Source organism: Micrococcus sp. LASM2_SD2 (assembly GCF_057364565.1).
Genome location: NZ_JBNFOB010000004.1, coordinates 1 through 17,566 on the forward strand (window position 1 = coordinate 1; position 17,566 = coordinate 17,566).

At 69.8% G+C, this 17,566-nt stretch carries 13 protein-coding genes and 1 pseudogene; 10 read left to right on the forward strand and 4 right to left on the reverse strand.

What is annotated here, in order from left to right; all coding sequences use genetic code 11:
- From AC2W7A_RS00675 to AC2W7A_RS00685, 3 genes and pseudogenes are all read left to right on the forward strand, one after another.
- Positions 1-720: DUF4192 family protein (locus AC2W7A_RS00675; protein ID WP_485989647.1), on the forward strand; the 720-nt coding region annotated here is incomplete at its 5' end.
- A gap of 290 nt (positions 721-1,010) precedes the next feature.
- Positions 1,011-2,647 (forward strand): annotated as a pseudogene (locus AC2W7A_RS00680) (RNA polymerase sigma factor).
- Positions 2,648-2,780: 133 nt separating this feature from the next.
- Entirely contained in the window at positions 2,781-3,359 is a 579-nt protein-coding gene (locus AC2W7A_RS00685; protein ID WP_485989648.1) for a GNAT family N-acetyltransferase, read from the forward strand.
- Positions 3,360-3,440: 81 nt separating this feature from the next.
- Here the strand turns inward: AC2W7A_RS00685 and AC2W7A_RS00690 are convergent, their stop codons facing one another.
- Complete coding sequence (locus AC2W7A_RS00690; protein ID WP_485989649.1) at positions 3,441-3,662, reverse strand: DUF7455 domain-containing protein; 222 nt, start codon at positions 3,660-3,662, stop codon at positions 3,441-3,443.
- A 213-nt stretch (positions 3,663-3,875) separates the two neighbouring features.
- Between AC2W7A_RS00690 and AC2W7A_RS00695 the strand changes: the two genes are divergently transcribed.
- From AC2W7A_RS00695 to AC2W7A_RS00705, 3 genes are all read left to right on the forward strand, one after another.
- On the forward strand, positions 3,876-5,981 hold the full coding sequence (locus AC2W7A_RS00695) for a DNA gyrase/topoisomerase IV subunit B (RefSeq protein WP_485989650.1): 2,106 nt from the start codon (positions 3,876-3,878) through the stop codon (positions 5,979-5,981).
- 231 nt (positions 5,982-6,212) lie between these two features.
- Positions 6,213-7,175 carry a glycosyltransferase family 2 protein gene (locus AC2W7A_RS00700; RefSeq protein WP_485989651.1) on the forward strand — a complete coding sequence of 321 codons (963 nt, stop codon included), beginning with the start codon at positions 6,213-6,215 and terminating at the stop codon, positions 7,173-7,175.
- Between the two features lie 10 nt (positions 7,176-7,185).
- Positions 7,186-8,307 carry a glycosyltransferase gene (locus tag AC2W7A_RS00705; RefSeq protein WP_485989652.1) on the forward strand — a complete coding sequence of 374 codons (1,122 nt, stop codon included), beginning with the start codon at positions 7,186-7,188 and terminating at the stop codon, positions 8,305-8,307.
- A gap of 476 nt (positions 8,308-8,783) precedes the next feature.
- On the opposite strand, the gene AC2W7A_RS00710 is transcribed toward AC2W7A_RS00705, so the two are convergent.
- Together AC2W7A_RS00710 and rfbA are read right to left on the reverse strand one after the other, a co-directional pair.
- A complete protein-coding gene (locus AC2W7A_RS00710; RefSeq protein ID WP_485989653.1) occupies positions 8,784-9,899 on the reverse strand; it encodes a glycosyltransferase in 1,116 nt (371 codons plus the stop codon).
- 148 nt (positions 9,900-10,047) lie between these two features.
- Complete coding sequence (gene rfbA, locus AC2W7A_RS00715; RefSeq protein WP_485989654.1) at positions 10,048-10,917, reverse strand: glucose-1-phosphate thymidylyltransferase RfbA; 870 nt, start codon at positions 10,915-10,917, stop codon at positions 10,048-10,050.
- 121 nt (positions 10,918-11,038) lie between these two features.
- Between rfbA and AC2W7A_RS00720 the strand changes: the two genes are divergently transcribed.
- Positions 11,039-11,890: an alpha-1,2-fucosyltransferase gene (locus tag AC2W7A_RS00720; protein WP_485989655.1), complete on the forward strand. Its 852-nt coding sequence runs from the start codon at positions 11,039-11,041 to the stop codon at positions 11,888-11,890.
- Complete coding sequence (locus AC2W7A_RS00725) at positions 11,880-13,046, forward strand: glycosyltransferase (RefSeq protein WP_485989656.1); 1,167 nt, start codon at positions 11,880-11,882, stop codon at positions 13,044-13,046. The genes AC2W7A_RS00720 and AC2W7A_RS00725 overlap by 11 nt, the downstream gene beginning before the upstream one ends.
- 46 nt (positions 13,047-13,092) lie before the next feature.
- Here the strand turns inward: AC2W7A_RS00725 and AC2W7A_RS00730 are convergent, their stop codons facing one another.
- The gene (locus tag AC2W7A_RS00730) at positions 13,093-14,976 is read right to left on the reverse strand and encodes a glycosyltransferase family 2 protein (protein WP_485989658.1); all 1,884 of its coding nucleotides are present in this window, start codon (positions 14,974-14,976) and stop codon (positions 13,093-13,095) included.
- A 150-nt stretch (positions 14,977-15,126) separates the two neighbouring features.
- Between AC2W7A_RS00730 and rfbB the strand changes: the two genes are divergently transcribed.
- Both rfbB and AC2W7A_RS00740 read left to right on the forward strand, forming a co-directional pair.
- Positions 15,127-16,122: a dTDP-glucose 4,6-dehydratase gene (gene rfbB / locus AC2W7A_RS00735; protein WP_485989659.1), complete on the forward strand. Its 996-nt coding sequence runs from the start codon at positions 15,127-15,129 to the stop codon at positions 16,120-16,122.
- 13 nt (positions 16,123-16,135) lie between these two features.
- Positions 16,136-17,551: a sugar nucleotide-binding protein gene (locus AC2W7A_RS00740; RefSeq protein WP_485989660.1), complete on the forward strand. Its 1,416-nt coding sequence runs from the start codon at positions 16,136-16,138 to the stop codon at positions 17,549-17,551.
- The last annotated feature ends 15 nt before the right edge of the window (positions 17,552-17,566 follow it).

Sequence of the window (17,566 nt, forward strand, 5' to 3'; positions counted from 1 at the left end):
CCGGCCGTCGCCGCCTGGTGCGTCGGCGACGGCATCGCCGTGGCGTGGACCGGCGAGGGGGAGGGGGTCGACGTCGGCGAGGACGGCACGCCACGACCCCTGAGTCCACCGGAGCTGAGCACCGTCTCCCTGGCCCTGACCGCGGAGGGGTCGGTCTGGAACGGCGCCCCCCGCAGGGACGGCGTCCCCACCCCGTCCGCCGTGCACACCCCGTGGCCCCTGCCTCCGGACGACGACGAGGCGTCGATCCGCTCCTGGCTGGGCCTGTGGCATCGGGTGCTCACGGGCCGGGTGCGACTCGGGCTTCTCAACCGGCGCCAGGCCGCGGCGCCCCTGGCCCTGCCGCTGTGGCGCGACCGGCTCCTGGGGATGGCCGCGGTCGGGCACGGGCCCGACGACCCCGAGGACGCCTGCCCGGTGGACCTGTTCTTCGCCGCGGGGCCGCAGCCTCCGCGCTGGGACCTCCTCGACGTCCTCCACGACGAGCTGCGGGCCCTCGTGCCGGACCTCCCTGTGGAGCAGGCGGCCAACGCCCTGGCGGTGGTGGGCTGGATCGCCTGGGCCCGTGGGCAGGGCTCACGCGCGGGCGCTCACCTGGAGGAGGCCTGGCGGCTCTTCCCCGGACACGGGCTCACGTCACTGCTGCTGCGCCTCGTGGAGGGTGGCCGCATCTCCGGGTGGGCGGCGGACCCGCACACGGCCTGGCGACCCGCCCGGTGAGGGCGGGGGTGCGCGGCCTGCCGCGTGGCATAATCGGGCCTCACGGCAGGCCGTGGAGATTTCCCGCTCACCGCGGGAATACATCGACAGTCGGCCGTGTTGTGCGAACCAAAGACCCTGGAGTCCGATCAGTCACCGGCGGTCACGCCCTGAGGCGTGTCAGCCGGCACGGACTTGACAGGGTCACGTGCATGTCGGGTCCCGGCGGTCCTCCTCGCCGGCCCCGGACACGGTGTGCGCGCACCTGAAGACACCCGCGGAACGGCCGCGGACCAACGGAAAGGCCACGAGTGACCCCGACGTCGACCACCAGCGACAAGCAGGACGGTCCGGAGACCACCTCGACCTCCGCCGCGAAGAAGACCACGGCGCGCAAGACGACCGCCGCGAAGAAGTCCGGCGCCTCGACGGCCTCCACGTCCACCGCCGCCAAGAAGACGACCGCGAAGAAGGCCGGCGCCACGTCGACCTCCGCGACGGCCAAGAAGTCGTCGACGTCCTCGACGTCCGGTGCGGTCAAGGGCGGCACGGCCAAGACCGCGGCGAAGAAGACCTCGACCGCGACGAAGTCGGCCTCCGCGACGAAGGCCGACGGGGCTGACGCCACGGGGACGAAGGCCACCGGCAACGCCACCAGGAAGTCGACCTCCACGGCTGCGAAGAAGGCGGCGACCGGCACGGCCAAGAAGTCCACGGGCACCGCCGCCAAGAAGACGACCGACACGGCCAAGAAGACGACCGGCACGGCCAAGAAGACGGCGACCCGCAAGCCGGCGGCGAAGAAGACGACCGACACGGCCTCGGCCAAGGTGGCCGCCGAGCTCGAGGACCTGCGGCCCACCGCACCGGACGCCGTCGACGAGGTCGAGCCGGAGGAGGAGCAGTCCGAGGAGTCGGCCGCCAAGGAGCAGGCCGGGGTCAAGGGGGACAAGAAGGGCGAGGACGCCGGCTCCTCCGGCGGCTTCGTCGTGGACAACTCCGAGGACGACGCCCCGGTCCAGCAGGTCGTCGTCGCCGGCGCCACCGCGGACCCGGTCAAGGACTACCTGAAGCAGATCGGCAAGGTCGCCCTGCTGAACGCGGAGCAGGAGGTGGACCTCGCCATGCGCATCGAGGCCGGCCTCTACGCCGAGCACAAGATGAAGGACGACCCGATCGATGACTACCGCGAGCGCCGCGACATGCAGCTCATCATCGCGGACGGCGTCGGGCGAAGAACCACCTGCTCGAGGCGAACCTGCGCCTCGTCGTCTCCCTGGCCAAGCGCTACACGGGCCGCGGCATGCTGTTCCTGGACCTGATCCAGGAGGGCAACCTCGGCCTGATCCGCGCCGTGGAGAAGTTCGACTACACCAAGGGCTTCAAGTTCTCCACCTACGCCACCTGGTGGATCCGCCAGGCCATCACCCGCGCGATGGCGGACCAGGCCCGCACCATCCGCATCCCGGTGCACATGGTCGAGGTCATCAACAAGCTCGCCCGCGTGCAGCGCCAGATGCTCCAGGACCTGGGCCGCGAGCCGACCCCGGAGGAGCTGGCCAAGGAGCTGGACATGACCCCGGAGAAGGTCGTGGAGGTGCAGAAGTACGGCCGCGAGCCCATCTCCCTGCACACCCCGCTCGGCGAGGACGGCGACTCCGAGTTCGGCGACCTCATCGAGGACTCCGAGGCCGTCGTGCCCTCGGACGCCGTCTCCTTCACCCTGCTGCAGGAGCAGCTGCACTCGGTGCTGGACACCCTGTCCGAGCGAGAGGCCGGCGTCGTGGCCATGCGCTTCGGCCTCACCGACGGCCAGCCGAAGACCCTGGACGAGATCGGCAAGGTCTATGGCGTGACCCGTGAACGCATCCGCCAGATCGAGTCCAAGACCATGTCGAAGCTGCGCCACCCGTCGCGCTCCCAGGTGCTCCGGGACTACCTGGACTGAACCAGCCGCACCACACGCCCCCGCCCGGCCCGACCGGACGGGGGCGTCGTCGCACCCCGTCCGTCCTGGTCCCCACACCCCATCCGTCCGGTCTCCCCGCACCGACGGGGACCCCTGTCCGAGAGGATCACCGATGCCAGACACCCCGCTGCACGGTCCGTGTCCGGACGTCGTTCTTCCCGCCTCCGCCCAGCCGCGCCCGCCACTGTCCGTGCGTCTGCTCACGGAGGCCGACTGGGAGTCCTACCGGGCGCTGCGGCTGGAGATGCTGGCCGACGCCCCGGACTTCTTCTGGGCCACGCTCGCCGATGTGGCCGCCTACACGGAGTCCACCTGGCGGGAGCGCGCCGCCGGGCCGCAGACCCACCTGCAGGCGCTGCGGGACGGAGAGCCCGTCGGCGCCCTGAGCATCGACTGGATCGGCTACACCGAGGACATGCGGCTGGACGAGGACACCGTGAACATCGTGTCCGTGTACGTCCGGCCCGGCCATCGCGGCCTGGGCGTGGTGGACGCCCTGCTCTTCGCGGCGGACGAGGTCATGCGGGCGGCGGGCCGCCGTCGTCAGCTGCTGGAGACCCCCGAGGACAACGTCCGCGGGCGCCGCGCCTACGAGCGGCTCGGCTTCGTGGAGACCGGTCACCGTGCCGAGGACCCGCGGCGTCCGCACCTGCAGGAGATCGAGTACGCACGCACCGTCCCGCCGCGCTGAGAGGTAGACCGCAGACGCAAAGCGGGCCGGGACTCCCGTCGGAGTCCCGGCCCTCAGCGCGTGCGGTCCTGCGGAGGCCGCTCAGTCCTCCGGGGTCGGCCGCGCGGTCAGCTCGTGGGTCTGGTCCTGCCACACGGAGGTCTGCGGACGCAGCGCATCCTCCACGTCACGCGCGTGGTGGCCGCAGAAGAGCAGCTCTCCACCGGTGGTGAGGACGGCGCGCACGTAGGCCTGCGCACCGCAGCGGTCGCAGCGGTCGGTGGCGTTCAGCGAGGCCGGTTCGGCCACAGCGGTCGTGGACATGGCGTCCTCCTTCGGTCTTCGGTGTCCGGCAGCGGGCGGCGGGACCGTCTCGGCGCTCCCGCGGGCGTGCCCGCTCCATCCATCAGAACCACCACTATGGCAGGTCTGTTCCCCGGTGGGCGCCCATGTCCGCGGTGTTTCGCCGCCCGCGTAGCGCACGGCCGACGTACCCTGGAAGACGCCCTCGATCCGCAGGAAAGGCCAGATCCCGCTGTGAGCCGCTCGTCCGAGTACAACGCCCGCCACCTCTCCGTCCTGGAGGGGCTCGAGGCCGTGCGCAAGCGCCCCGGCATGTACATCGGCTCCACCGACTCCCGCGGACTGATGCACTGCCTTTGGGAGATCATCGACAACTCGGTGGACGAGGCCCTGGCCGGCTACGGATCCTCGATCGAGATCACCCTCCACCCGGACGGCTCCGTGGAGGTCGAGGACTCCGGCCGCGGCATCCCGGTGGACGTCGAGCCGCGCACCGGCCTGTCCGGCGTCGAGGTGGTCTTCACCAAGCTGCACGCCGGCGGCAAGTTCGGCGGCGGCTCCTATGCGGCCTCGGGCGGCCTGCACGGTGTCGGCGCCTCGGTGGTCAACGCCCTGTCCTCCCGCCTGGACGTCCACGTCTCCCGCGGGGGCAAGGTGCACCGCATGTCCTTCCGCCGCGGTGTGCCCGGCACCTTCCAGGACGGCTCGCGCCCCACCCCGGAGGCGCCGTTCACCGAGAGCACGGAGGTCACTCCGGTCGAGGTCGTCGGCAAGGCCAAGCGCGGGGTCACCGGCACCCGCGTCCGCTACTGGGCGGACGAGCAGGTCTTCACCCCAGACGCCAAGTTCTCCGTCGAGGACCTGCAGGCCCGTGCCCGTCAGACGGCCTACCTGATCCCGGGCCTGCGCATCGCGGTCAAGGACCTGCGCCGGCTCACGGGCACGGCGGGGGAGACCGGCCCGCACGAGGAGGTCTTCCAGTACGACGGTGGCATCGCCGAGTTCGCCGAGCACCTCACCCCGGCCTCACCCGTCACGGACGTCTGGCGCCTGCAGGGGTCGGGCAGGTTCTCCGAGCGCGTGCCGGTGCTCGGCTCGGACGGCCGCACCCAGATGAAGGACGTGGAACGCGCCTGCGAGGTGGACGTGGCCCTGCGCTGGGACGTGGGCTACGAGACCACGTTCCGCTCGTTCGTGAACATCATCGCCACCCCGAAGGGCGGCACCCACCAGTCCGGCTTCGAGGCCGCGCTGGTGAAGACCTTTCGGGACCAGGTCGCCGCCAACGCCCGCAGACTCAAGGCCGGCAACGACAAGCTGGAGAAGGACGACGTCCTCGCCGGCCTCACCGCCGTGCTCACCGTGCGCCTGGCCGAGCCGCAGTTCGAGGGGCAGACGAAGGAGGTGCTCGGCACGCCGGCCGTGCGCCGCATCGTCAACAACGTCGTCTCGAAGGAGCTCGGCGCCCTGCTGAAGTCCGGCGCCCGCGCCCAGAAGCAACAGTCCACCGCGGTGCTGGAGAAGGTCGTGGCGGAGATGAAGTCCCGCATCTCCGCTCGCACCCACAAGGAGAACCAGCGCCGCAAGAACGCGCTCGAGTCCTCCTCCATGCCGTCCAAGCTCGCGGACTGCCGCACCAACGACGTCGCCTCCTCCGAGCTGTTCATCGTCGAGGGCGACTCGGCGCTCGGCACCGCGAAGCTCGCCCGATCCTCGGACTTCCAGGCGCTGCTGCCGATCCGCGGCAAGATCCTCAACGTCCAGAAGGCGTCGGTGGGGGACATGCTGTCCAACGCCGAGTGCTCCGCGCTGATCCAGGTGGTCGGCGGCGGCGCCGGGCGGTCCTTCGACCTGGACGCCGCGCGCTACGGCAAGGTCATCCTCATGACGGACGCCGACGTGGACGGCGCCCACATCCGCACCCTGCTGCTCACGCTGTTCTTCCGCTACATGCGCCCGCTCGTGGAGGCCGGCCGCGTCTACGCCGCCGTGCCGCCGCTGCACCGGGTGGAGATCGTGGCGCGCGGCAAGAAGGAGCGGGAGGTGGTCTACACGTACTCGGAGAAGGAGCTCACGCAGCTGCTCGCACGTGTCGAGTCCGAGGGCCGGTCCTACAAGGAGCCGATCCAGCGCTACAAGGGCCTGGGCGAGATGGACGCGGACCAGCTGGCGGAGACCACCATGGACCCGCGTCATCGCATGCTCCGGCGTGTGCGCATCAGCGAGTTCGAGGCCGCCGAGCGGGTCTTCGACCTGCTCATGGGCTCCTCGGTGGCTCCGCGCAAGGAGTTCATCGTCTCGAATGCGGACGAGCTGGACGCCGAGCGCATCGACGCCTGATCGGCCTCGGCGCCCAACCGTACCGGCGCCTGCGCCGGTGTCTGCTCCGCGCCGACTCCGCCCCGCCCTCCCTGGACGCCCCCTGGCCTTGCTATGGTCGAGCCATGGACACCGTGAGCCAGGACACAGCTCGACCCGCCGACGTCCCCTTCACAGGGCGGCCCGAGGCCGGCCGCGCCGCCGTCGCCGAGCTCCTGGACGACCTGTCCCTATGACCCCCGCGGAGGACTCATGACCGAGACGCCCCTGACGCCCGAGGCCAGCGTGATCGTCCCCAGCCGGGGCGGCGCCCAGCGGCTGCCGCGCCTGATCGGCGCCCTCGCCGCGCAGGAGGACGCCCCGTCGTTCGAGGCCCACGTGGTCGTGGACGGGGATGTGGACGGGTCGGAAGCGGTGCTCGCCCAGGTGGCCGCGGAGTATCCGGGGCTGGACCTGAGCTGGACCGTCTTCGGCGAGAACCGCGGCCGGGTCGCCGCGCTCAACGCAGGTGCCGACGCGACGTCCGGTCGCATCCTCATCCGCGCCGACGACGACCTGGAACCCGGACCCCACTACATCCGGGACCACGTGGCCGCGCACTCGGGCGGGCCACGCGGCGTGATCGGATTGACGGCCAACGTCCTCCCAGACTCCGCCTACCAGCGCGTCTACGGTGATGCCCAGGACGAAGCGCACCGTCGCCACGCCTACGCCCTGCCTGCAGAGCAGCAGTGGCGGCACTGGGCCGGCAACGTGTCCGTCCCCCGCACCCTCCACGAGGAGCTCGGCGGCTACGACCCCGACTACCGCCGCTATGGCTGGGAAGATGTGGACTTCGGCTACCGGCTCCATGCCGCCGGGTACCCGGTGGAAATCCGGCCGGAGTTGGAGACCCGTCACCACGCAGCAGCGGTCACCACCTACACCAAGGCGCACCGGGCTCTGCATTCGGGGTCCGCCCGGCAGATCTTCATCGCCAAGCACGGGGCGGACGCACTCGGCGGGGACCGGGCCCCGGGCGGGCCGTGGGGCGCCGCTGTGCGAGCGGTGGCTGCTCTGAGCACGGAGCGCACGATCCAGTACAGCTCCGCCGTCGTCGAGCGTGCCGCTGCCGTGTTGCCAGCCCCGATCGCACGAAAGCTGATCGCGTTGCAGGTCGAAGCCGCCGCGGAGACCGGACGCACCCGCCCGGGGCGTGCCCGCCGGCAGTTCTGAGGGGAGCACCATGACTGACACGACGCGCGGCCAGATCGCCATCGCCCACGACTACCTCACCCAGAAGGGCGGGGCGGAACGGGTGGTGCTTGCCCTGCACCGGATGTGGCCGGACGCGCCCATCTACACGACGTTCTACGACCCCGAGGGGACCTTCCCGGAGTTCAAGGACGCGCGCATCATCACCTCACCCCTCAACCGGGTGGGGCTGCTGCGGAAGGACCCGCGGCGGGCACTGCCGCTGCTGCCCTTGGCCTCCTCGCTGATGCACGTCAAGGAGCCGATCGCCGTCATCTCGACGTCCGGCTGGGCGCATGGATTCCGCTACGACGGCGCCACGCTCGTCTACTGCCACACCCCGGCGCGCTGGGTGTATCTGCTGGACGACTACCTGGGCGAGGGAGGCCGGAACAGCATCAAGGGCCGGGTCGCCCGCGTGCTGCGCCCGGGCCTGCGCAGGTGGGATCGCGCGGCCGTCCGGCGTCGATCACGCTATGTGGCCAACTCCACGGTGGTGAAGGAACGGATCGAAGAGGTCTACGGGCTCGACGGCGTGGACCTCGTGTTCCCGCCGCACTCCGTGAGCACGGATGGCCCGCAGGAGCCGATCCCCGGAGCCGAGCGGCTGGCGGAGGACGGTTTCCTGCTGTCGGTCGCGCGGCTCATGCCGTACAAGCACGTGGATGTGGCGATCGCGGCCGCGGCGCGCGCGGGGCGGCCGCTCGTGGTGATCGGCAAGGGCCCGGAGGAGGCCCGGCTGCGTGCGATGGCGGGGGAGGACGTGGTGTTCGGCCAGGACCTCACCGACGCGCAGCTGCGCTGGGCGTATGCGCACGCGACGGCACTGATCGCCGCGAGCCACGAGGACTTCGGCATCACGCCGCTCGAGGCGAGCGCGTGGGGCGTGCCCACCGTGGCGCTGCGCGCCGGCGGCTACCTGGACACCATCGTGGAAGGAATCAACGGGGTGTTCGTGGACGAGCCGACGGTGGAGGCGGTGGCCGGCGGGGTGCGTCGCGCCCTGGAGGCCCGCTGGGACCGGGACGCTATGCAGGCGCACGCCGAGCGGTTCTCCGAGGAGCAGTTCGGGCGGCGGATCCGTGGCCTGTTGGGCGAGGTGGCACACCCGTAAGCGGGGGACGGCCCGGACCCGGGGCGGGCCGTACGAACGCGAAGTACGGGCCCAGGGTCTAGCTGGTATTGGCCTCTGCGGTCCTCAACGGATTGCTGGTCGTGGCCCTCCTGTGGGTCGTGGGGCAAGTGGGCATTCGCACCTTGGCCCAGGAAGCAGGCATCGTCGAGCCTCGCCGTCCGGCGTATGACATGTAGGCGGCAGGGCAGTTCGATGGGCTCCCAGGCGCTGCTGGGGACGAGTGGTGGGATCCGACCGAGGCCCTTTCCTCACCGGGCATGCTCCGTCGTGACGGAGTCCACCTCACCGGACGCGGCTATGAAGCGATGCTGGAGCGAATCGCCACTCTCACGGACGTGTCCCGTTCGCTGGCGTCCGGCCCCTGACGCAGACGGTCGTACTTCGACGCGGCGCATGCCGGGTGCGTTGGAGTGGGTGCCGCCCGTGCGCGGATGCGTACGTGGTAGTTGATACGGCTATCGCTCACGATGCCGCGGCCGCCGCGCGGGGCGGGCGTGGGGGACGGCGGCGATGTCCCGCGCGTTGAGGAGATCGAGCCACATGTCCGCGACGATCGAAGGCTCGAAGTCCGAGCCGACGCGCCCGCAGGCCTCGACGAGCCCGGCGAGCCGGTCCGGGCTGTCCAGGAGGGCCCGGAGGGCCTCCGCCATCTCGGCGGGCTCGGCGCTCGGCAGGGCGAGCCCGCACCGGTCCAGGAGCTCGGCGAGCCCGGCCGAGACGGGGCGCCCCGCCGTCGGGACGCCACAACGCAGCGCCTCGACCGCCGACATCGAGAGGCCCTCGAAGTCGGACGCGACGAGGTGAAGCGTCGCGCCAGTGAACACGGCCGCTGGGTCGTCGGACCAGCCGCAGAAGCGGATGCGGTCCCGGTGGGCCGCCTCGTCGGCCAGGCGGGCCAGGGACTCCTCCTGGTCCCCGGTGCCCCAAATCTCGAGCACGACGTCGGGCACGTCGGCCGCGAGGGCGTCGAACGCCCGGATAGTGAGGTCGACGCGCTTCTCAGCGGACAGACGTCCGAAGGAGACGATCCGCCTCCTGCCGTCTGTGTCCTCCCGCGGCGCGGCCGCGGGTACGGTGCCGCTCGGGTTCGGGATGGCGCCCACAGGCACACCCTGCGTGTCGGCGATCGGCTGCATGTAGGACGGGTGGAGGGCCACCACGGCATCGACCACGTCGAGGGCCGGGAAGGGGACGTCCCAACCCATCCGTTCCAGGCCCTCCGGACTGGTGTGGACGTGGGCCACAAGGAACGGGGCGTCCGCCTCGGACCGGACGTGGCCGGCCTCGCTGAGACAGGTCAGTGTGTCGGGGTTCGCGAAGACGATCGCCGTGTCCCCGCCGAATCGCGCGAGGTGCCGGCGCAGGCGCCGGGCCCGCCACCGCCGCCAGAGCGGGGTGAGAGCCGTCTTGACCGCCAGCTTCGCCCCGAGCGGTCCCGGATGGTCCGCTGCCAGGGGATGGTCCGCGGTCCAGTGCCGGAGCCGGTCGACCTCGAACACCGGCCCAGGGACGCGCGGCTCTCCGGCGGGCGGGTGGATCGACAGGTAGGAGACGGTCAGGCCACGCCGCACGAACTCAGCAGCCAGCTCGTCGACGACCGTCGTGATGCCCCCGGCCAGGCCGTGGAGCGGCAGGCGAAAGCGACGTGCCGGACGCCCGCGCCGCCGGACGGCTCGGGGGTGGTCTCCGGCCGGCCCCGCCCGGCCCGGTCCTGCGCGCTCACCGCCCGGACTCGAGCATCTCCAGGAGGTACCGTCCGTACCCCGACTTCACGAGCGGTTCGGCGCGCTCGCGCAGCTCGTCGTCGGTGAGAAGGCCCTCACGCCAGGCGACCTCCTCGGGGGAGCCGACCTTGAGGCCCTGACGGGACTCGATGGTGCGGATGAAGTTGGACGCGTCGTTCAGGTCGTGGAACGTGCCGGTGTCCAGCCATGCCGTGCCCCGGGGAAGGACCTCCACGTTGAGGCTGCCGCGTTCCAGGTAGGTGCGGTTCACGTCGGTGATCTCCAGCTCGCCGCGTGCCGACGGCTTGAGGCTCTTCGCAATCTCGACGACGTCGTTGTCGTAGAAGTACAGCCCGGGCACCGCATAGTTGCTCTTGGGCTCCTTGGGCTTCTCCTCCAGTGAGACGGCCTTGCCGGCGTCGTCGAACTCCACCACGCCGTAGGCGCTGGGGTCCGCCACCCAGTAGCCGAACACGGTGGCTCCGTCGACCTGGGTGTGACGGCGCAGCTGCTGGCCCATGCCGGGCCCGTAGAAGATGTTATCCCCCAGGACGAGAGCGACATGCTCGTCTCCGATGTGCTCCTCCCCGAGGATGAACGCCTGTGCCAGGCCGTCGGGGGAGGGCTGCTGGACGTAGCTGAGCGAGATCCCGAACTGGGAGCCGTCGCCCAGGAGCCGCTGGAATTGCTCCGCGTCGTGCGGGGTGGTGATCACCAGAATGTCGCTGATTCCGGCCAGGATGAGCGTGGACAGCGGGTAGTAGATCATCGGCTTGTCGTAAACCGGCACGAGCTGCTTCGAGATGCCGTGGGTGATGGGGTGCAGGCGGGAACCGGTGCCGCCGGCGAGGATGATGCCCTTCATGGCTCCGATGCTATCGAGACTCGGCCCGGCCCGGAGGTTTAAACGGGAGGGGGACCTTTCGGGTTCAATGGGACCAGTCGGAGCCGGCCGTGCTCCGGACGGGGAGGACGGTGGTGAAGGCGTGAAGGACCTGGCGAGACTCGGTCTGGCGACGGTGCTGGCACCGGTCCGGCGGCGGCAGCCGTACGTGATCTGGGGCAATGAGCCTATGAACGGCGGGAACTATCTCTTCCTGTGGGCTACTGCATGGGCACGGCACCAGTCCAGTGGTGTCCGGTGGCAGGTTCGGTACAAACCCAAGATGGAGCCTTGGCTCCAGGAATTCCCAGCATTGCGCGCACTGACCGTCCGAGAAGAAGACGTGTCCTTCCTGCAGCCCCGCACCGTCGAGTGGGGGCAGAACGTCCAGCGGGACTTCCTGTACCCGGAACTTAAGCGTTTCTGCCGCGAGTTCCTTCTCCAGGGATCTCGATTTCCCCAGCGGTGGGACACGGTGACCCCCGATGCGACGGTCATCAACGTCCGGCGGGGGGACTATTACAGCAACCCGGCCTTTCGGCAGAATTACGGGTTCGACGTCAAGAAGTATGTGGCGGAAGCCCTAAAGCAATTGGAGCCCACGCCCGGGGCCCCTACGGTGCTGGTGTCCGATGACCCCGACTGGACGCTGCAGAACCTCCAGGACCTCGTGGCCGGCTCCCCGGTAAGCGTGATGCGACAGCCACACGACATGTTCCAAGATCTCGCCCAGCTGGTCATGGCGAAAAACCTCGTTCTGGCCAATTCAACGTTCTCGTACTGGGGCGGCTACCTCGCCTCCTCGCTGCCGCCCGAGCGGCGGCCGAGGAGGATCGTCGCCCCGCTTTTCTTCGGACGTCACTACCCGTACGGCGAGTCGGATCTTTTGCTTCCCGAGTGGCTGGCGATCCCCGGTGACCTGTACGGAGAAGGAAAGGCCAATCATGAGCGCTGACGGACGGGGTGCCGCGGCCGGGCCCCGACTCGGGTATGTCCTTCCCGGCCCGGTTGTTCGGGACGGGCAAGAGGTGGGCCTGGAGGCGCGGGGTCATTCCGGGCTGTCGGAACTGGCCAAGCGATGGCCGGGGCAACTCGTCGTCTTGGCCCCCGGCATTCGGGATCTCTCCCATCACGCAGCTACTGGATACACGTTCTCATCGCCTGACGAACTTGGCTTCACCATCGTGGAAGCGCCTCCTGACCCGGACGCCATCGATGCTCTGGGGCTGGACCTGACTTTGGGGCTTCTGGCCCCGCACTGGAACGGGATCACAGCCGCAGTGACGCCGGCGGTCCTGACGGCTGAAGTCGACTATGGCATCCGCCTCGGTATCCACCGGGCGACTGCGTCGGGGTTCCGCCTCGCCCGCGCGGCAGCGGGGCTCGTTCGCGTCGAGGCAGGCCTGCGCAAGCAGGCGCGTCGGGCGCGGTCCCTGCAGTGCAACGGCCCAGCGGCGTGGGGGGCCTACGGTGGGCTGACGACGGCACCGTTGCAATTCATGGATCATCGGGTCCGCAGTGACGACGTCGCTATGGCTAGAGTCTCCAGCCCCTGGGCTGGGGACAGGCCGTTGCGCATGGCCTTCTCCGGTCGACTGGACCCGATCAAGGGCCCTGAATACGCTCTCGAAGTTGCCCATCGGGCTCGCCGGGCGGGTCTGCCGGTAGAGATGGCCTTTCTAGGGACCGGGCCAATGCGCGAGACGCTGCAGGAATGCGCGGAAGGCTGGGTCCAGTTTCGTGGATTCCGTGACTACCGCACCGAGTGGCTGAACGACGTACGGGACACCGTCGACCTCATGCTTCTGCCCCACCTCCAGGGCGACCCGTCCTGTACCTACTTCGAGTCCCTGGGATCAGGTGCACCGGTGCTCGGCTTCGCAAACGCCACGCTGAGCCCGCTCGTGCGGCGCCATGGCGTGGGCTGGGCGGTGCCGAGGGGAGACATCGACGGCATGGTGGAGATCCTGCGGTCTCTCATCGACGATCCCGAGGCTCTCCTTCGTGCACGGCAGGCAGGTCTCGACCTCGTGGCGGCGAACGATTTCGAAACGACGACCCAGCGCCGCGCTGACCACCTGCTCCAGCACATCGGCCCCACCCCGTTCTAGGCGTGCACTGCCCACCCTGGGGCCTGCCCCGGAGAATCTCGGGCCCTCAGCTGCCCACTCGCTGCCCGACCATTCGAGCAAGGTGGGCTGCCGCGTGGGCCGGCGTCGCCGCGCCGCGCCAGCTGTCCTGGAACATTGCCAACACCTCGCGGAATGGCATGCCGATACGTGCGGCCCGTTTGGTCAGCTCCCACCGATGCGATCGCGCAAGTTCTCGGGCCTCCTCCGATATGCCGTGCTCTGCATTGCGCAAGGCCGCGAACATGGACCGGACAAAACGGGGACTGTCATGCGCAAACCCCACTGCGCCCAGAGAGGTTGCCAGCCGCCTGACGGCTACGAGGGGCTCCTCCGTGTAGGTGAAGCGATATCGCGCCGCCAGACGGGTGAGGAGCTCAAAGTCCTCGTAGAAGAGATCCTCGGCGTAGCCGCCCTCCCGGCGGAGCGCACCTGTGCGCATGAAGAACGACGCCGCTGGGATCCAGTTGGAATCGACAAGGCATGCGAGGGTGTCTTCGCTGCGTTGCGGTTCGTCCGGCCATGGAAACTCGACGCGCGAGGACGGGTGGAGCACCGAGGAGTTCTCGTCGATGACCACGGCGTCGCTGTAGGCAAGGACGACATCATCTGGAGCGGTTCGCAGGAGCTTTTGGTGGACCGCGATGCGATCTTTGCGCATAGTGTCGTCACCTGCGATGTAGGTGACGAATTCGGTGTCCACTTTGTCCAGCAGTCGGTTGAGGGTCGGATTCAGCCCCATGTTGGTGGAATTCGGATGGAACTCGAACGACGACGGCGCGTCTGCGAGCCACTGTCGGATGACCTCGGCGGTGTCATCTGTCGGGGATGCGTCATCGGCGATGAGGACTCGGACCGGAGGCACGGTCTGGCGTCGAATGCTCTCCAGCGTCTCGATGACGTAGGGGGCGTGGTTGTAGGCGACCACTAGAACGGTCGTGCCCGGGTTGTGCAGGCGCCCCAAGTCGCCCAGTCCCAGACCGACCTGTGACTTGACCTGCCGCCGGAGACATCGATGCCTCGTCCACCCGTCGACGAGGCCCCAGGCCGTCGCCATGCGATCGAACGCGCCAGGCCAGTCGCGAGCCTTCAGCCCAACGGCCATGGCGGCCGCAGCTGCGCCCGCGCGGCCCAATTCTGTGATCGGTGCAGAGCTCAATTCGGGTACCGCATGCCAGGCGTCCCGCACCGAAGCGGCCTCCGCAAGTGAACGTCCCGCCCGGGCCCGCGTACGGACGCGGTCACGCCATGCGGAGGGTCGGGAGTAGATGATGCTCATGGCTCCGCAGTCCGTGATCGGCACGCCGGCGCGGTCGAGGCGGAAGGCCAGGTCGTTGTCCTCGCCGCCGCGGACGAGGGCCGCATCGAACCCCCCGACGGCCAGCAGGACGTCCCGTCGGGCGGCGAAGTTCCCGCCCATGAGGGCCGGTCCCATCGACCCCCGCCCTGCAGGACGTGGGGGGACCGGCACGGTCTCTGCCACCAGCATCTCGAGTTTTTCCGCGAGTGACTTGCCGGTGAGCTGTGTGTCCTCCTTGACCACCACGCCTCCCGTGACGACCAGGAAGTCGTCCAGATACTCGTAAGCGAGACGGCACCAGTCAGGGTGGACGACGTCGTCGTCGTCGCAGAACGCGAGTCTGTCGGCCGACGCCTCATTGATGCCCCGGTTCCGGGCGAAGGAAGCCCCGGGGTGGGTGTCGGCATCGATGACGCGGATGAACACGCCCTCTGGCAGGGGAGCGAGGGAAGCGACATAGGGGTGAAGCCAGGGGTTCCCTCCGTTGTCGCACAGCAGGATCTCCCTCGGGGGAGCATCGGTCTGACCCAGCAGAACCGTGACCTGGTCCTTCAGGGGCTGTCCGCTGCGGTGGCAGGGAATGATGATCGACAGCTGCGGTGACTCGACCATGACCCTCCATCGTCGACTGGGTGTGTCCTGAGCTCTCTTGCCAGACTAGTGGGATCTTCTCGGCCAGAGGCATCGTCCGGCCCGCACGGGCCGGCATCGCCCGGCCAGGCGGCGGTGGGTGAGCTGAAGCGCTCCCGATACCCTGACTCCATGCACCTCCTCGTCACCGGCGGCGCCGGGTTCATCGGCTCGAACTTCGTCCATCACGTCATCCGCGAGACCGGGCACGACGTCGTCGTCCTGGACAAGCTGACCTACGCCGGCAATCGCGAGAACCTCGCCGGCCTGCCCGAGGGCCGCGTCACTCTCGAGGTCGGGGACATCTGCGACGCGGCCCTGGTGGACCGCCTGGTCGCCGAGTCGGACGCCGTCGTGCACTACGCGGCGGAGTCCCACAACGACAATTCTCTGAACGATCCCTCCCCGTTCATCCAGACGAACATCGTCGGAACCTTCGTCCTCCTGGAAGCGGTCCGCAAGCACGGCAAACGGTTCCACCACGTGTCAACGGACGAGGTCTACGGCGACCTCGAGCTGGACGACCCGGCGAAGTTCACCGAGACCACCCCGTACAACCCCTCCAGTCCCTACTCGGCCTCGAAGGCCGGCTCGGACAACCTGGTGCGCGCGTGGGTCCGCTCCTTCGGCGTGCAGGCCACGCTGAGCAACTGCTCCAACAACTACGGCCCGTACCAGCACATCGAGAAGTTCATCCCGCGCCAGATCACCAACCTGATCGACGGCGTCCGCCCCCGCCTCTACGGTCAGGGCGTCAACGTCCGGGACTGGATCCACACGGAGGACCACTCCTCGGCCGTGCTGCGCATCCTCGAACGCGGCGAGATCGGCCGCACGTACCTGATCGGCTCGGACGGCGAGAGGAACAACAAGGAGATCGTGGAGATCCTCCTCGAGATCTTCGACCGCCCCGCGGACGACTACGACCTCGTCGCCGACCGCCCCGGCCACGACCTGCGCTACGCGATCGACAACACCCCACTGCGCACCGAGCTCGGCTGGGAGCCGCAGTTCACGGACATCCGGGCCGGTCTGGCGGACACCGTCCGCTGGTACCGCGAGAACGAGGCCTGGTGGCGCCCGGCCAAGGACGCCGTCGAGGCGAAGTACCGCGCCGCCGGTCAGTGAGGAGGCACCGCTGATGCAGATCACCGAGACCGCCATCCCCGGCCTGCTCGTCCTCGACCTCGACGTCCACGGGGACAACCGCGGCTGGTTCAAGGAGAACTGGCAGCGCGAGAAGATCCGCGCCCTCGCCGCCGAGCACCCCCGCCTGGCCTCGCTCGCCCCGGTGCAGAACAACATCTCCTTCAACGACGCCGTCGGCACCACCCGCGGCATCCACGCCGAACCGTGGGACAAGTACGTGGCCGTCGCCCACGGCCGGATCTTCGGCGCCTGGGTGGACCTGCGCGAAGGGCCGTCCTTCGGCGCCGTCGCCACCGTGGAACTCGGCCCGGAGAAGGCCGTCTTCGTGCCGCGCGGGGTGGGCAACTCCTACCAGACGCTCGAGCCGGACACGGCCTACACGTACCTGGTGAACGACCACTGGTCCGCCGACGCGCAGGGCCAGTACACGTTCCTCAATCTCGCGGACCCGACGGCGGCCATTGCCTGGCCCATCCCGCTCGAGGACGCCGAGCTCTCGGACAAGGACCGCGCCCACCCGATGCTCGCGGACGTCACCCCCATGCCGCCCGCCTCGATCCTCGTGCTCGGCGCCGGCGGCCAGCTCGGCCGTGCCCTGGTGGCCCGTGCCGAGGCCGCGGGGATCCCGGTCGAGGCCCATGGCCGGGACACGTGGGACATGACCGATCCGGCGTCCTGGCCGCGGGGGCATTTCCGCGGCCTGCGCGCGGTAGTCAACGCGTCCGCCATGACCGCGGTGGACGCCGCCGAGACCCCCGAGGGGAGGGCCCAGGCGTGGGCCGTCAACGCGACCGCCGTCGCCGAGCTCGCCCGCCGCTGCACCGAGGCCGGCGTCCCCCTGGCCCACGTCTCCACGGACTACGTGTTCGACGGCACCCTCCCCGTGGGGCAGGAGCACCCGGTGGACCACCCACTCGCGCCGCTGGGCGTCTACGGCCAGTCGAAGGCCGCCGGCGAGGCCGCGGTGCGCACCGTGCCGCGGCACTGGATCGTCCGCACCTCCTGGGTGATCGGGGAGGGGAAGAACTTCGTGGCCACCATGGCCTCCCTCGCCGAACGCGGGATCGACCCGGCCGTCGTCGCCGACCAGCACGGCCGCCTCACCTTCGCCGACGACCTCGCCGACGCCCTGCTGCACCTGGTCACCACGGACGCGCCCACGGGCACGTTCCACATGACCAACAGCGGTGACGCGGTCACCTGGCACGACGTCGCCCGCTGGGTCTTCGAGGACACCGGCCACGACGCCGCACGCGTCTCCGCCACGACCACCGCCGAATACATGGCCGGCAAGGAGGGCGTGGCCCCGCGGCCGACTAACAGCGCCCTCGACCTCGCACCCCTGGCCGCCGTCGGCTACACCGCCCCGAACCAACGCGAACGCCTGCGCACGTACCTGAAGCGCTGACCGCGTCTCACACAA

Excerpts from the sequence above, each read along its gene's own strand:
- AC2W7A_RS00725 (WP_485989656.1), top strand. The coding sequence starts at position 11,880 with ATGAGCGCTGACGGACGGGGTGCCGCGGCCGGGCCCCGACTCGGGTAT.
- AC2W7A_RS00740 (WP_485989660.1), top strand. The coding sequence starts at position 16,136 with ATGCAGATCACCGAGACCGCCATCCCCGGCCTGCTCGTCCTCGACCTC.
- AC2W7A_RS00700 (WP_485989651.1), top strand. The coding sequence starts at position 6,213 with ATGACCGAGACGCCCCTGACGCCCGAGGCCAGCGTGATCGTCCCCAGC.
- rfbA (WP_485989654.1), bottom strand. The coding sequence starts at position 10,917 with ATGAAGGGCATCATCCTCGCCGGCGGCACCGGTTCCCGCCTGCACCCC.
- AC2W7A_RS00690 (WP_485989649.1), bottom strand. The coding sequence starts at position 3,662 with ATGTCCACGACCGCTGTGGCCGAACCGGCCTCGCTGAACGCCACCGAC.
- AC2W7A_RS00685 (WP_485989648.1), top strand. The coding sequence starts at position 2,781 with ATGCCAGACACCCCGCTGCACGGTCCGTGTCCGGACGTCGTTCTTCCC.
- rfbB (WP_485989659.1), top strand. The coding sequence starts at position 15,127 with ATGCACCTCCTCGTCACCGGCGGCGCCGGGTTCATCGGCTCGAACTTC.
- AC2W7A_RS00730 (WP_485989658.1), bottom strand. The coding sequence starts at position 14,976 with ATGGTCGAGTCACCGCAGCTGTCGATCATCATTCCCTGCCACCGCAGC.
- AC2W7A_RS00705 (WP_485989652.1), top strand. The coding sequence starts at position 7,186 with ATGACTGACACGACGCGCGGCCAGATCGCCATCGCCCACGACTACCTC.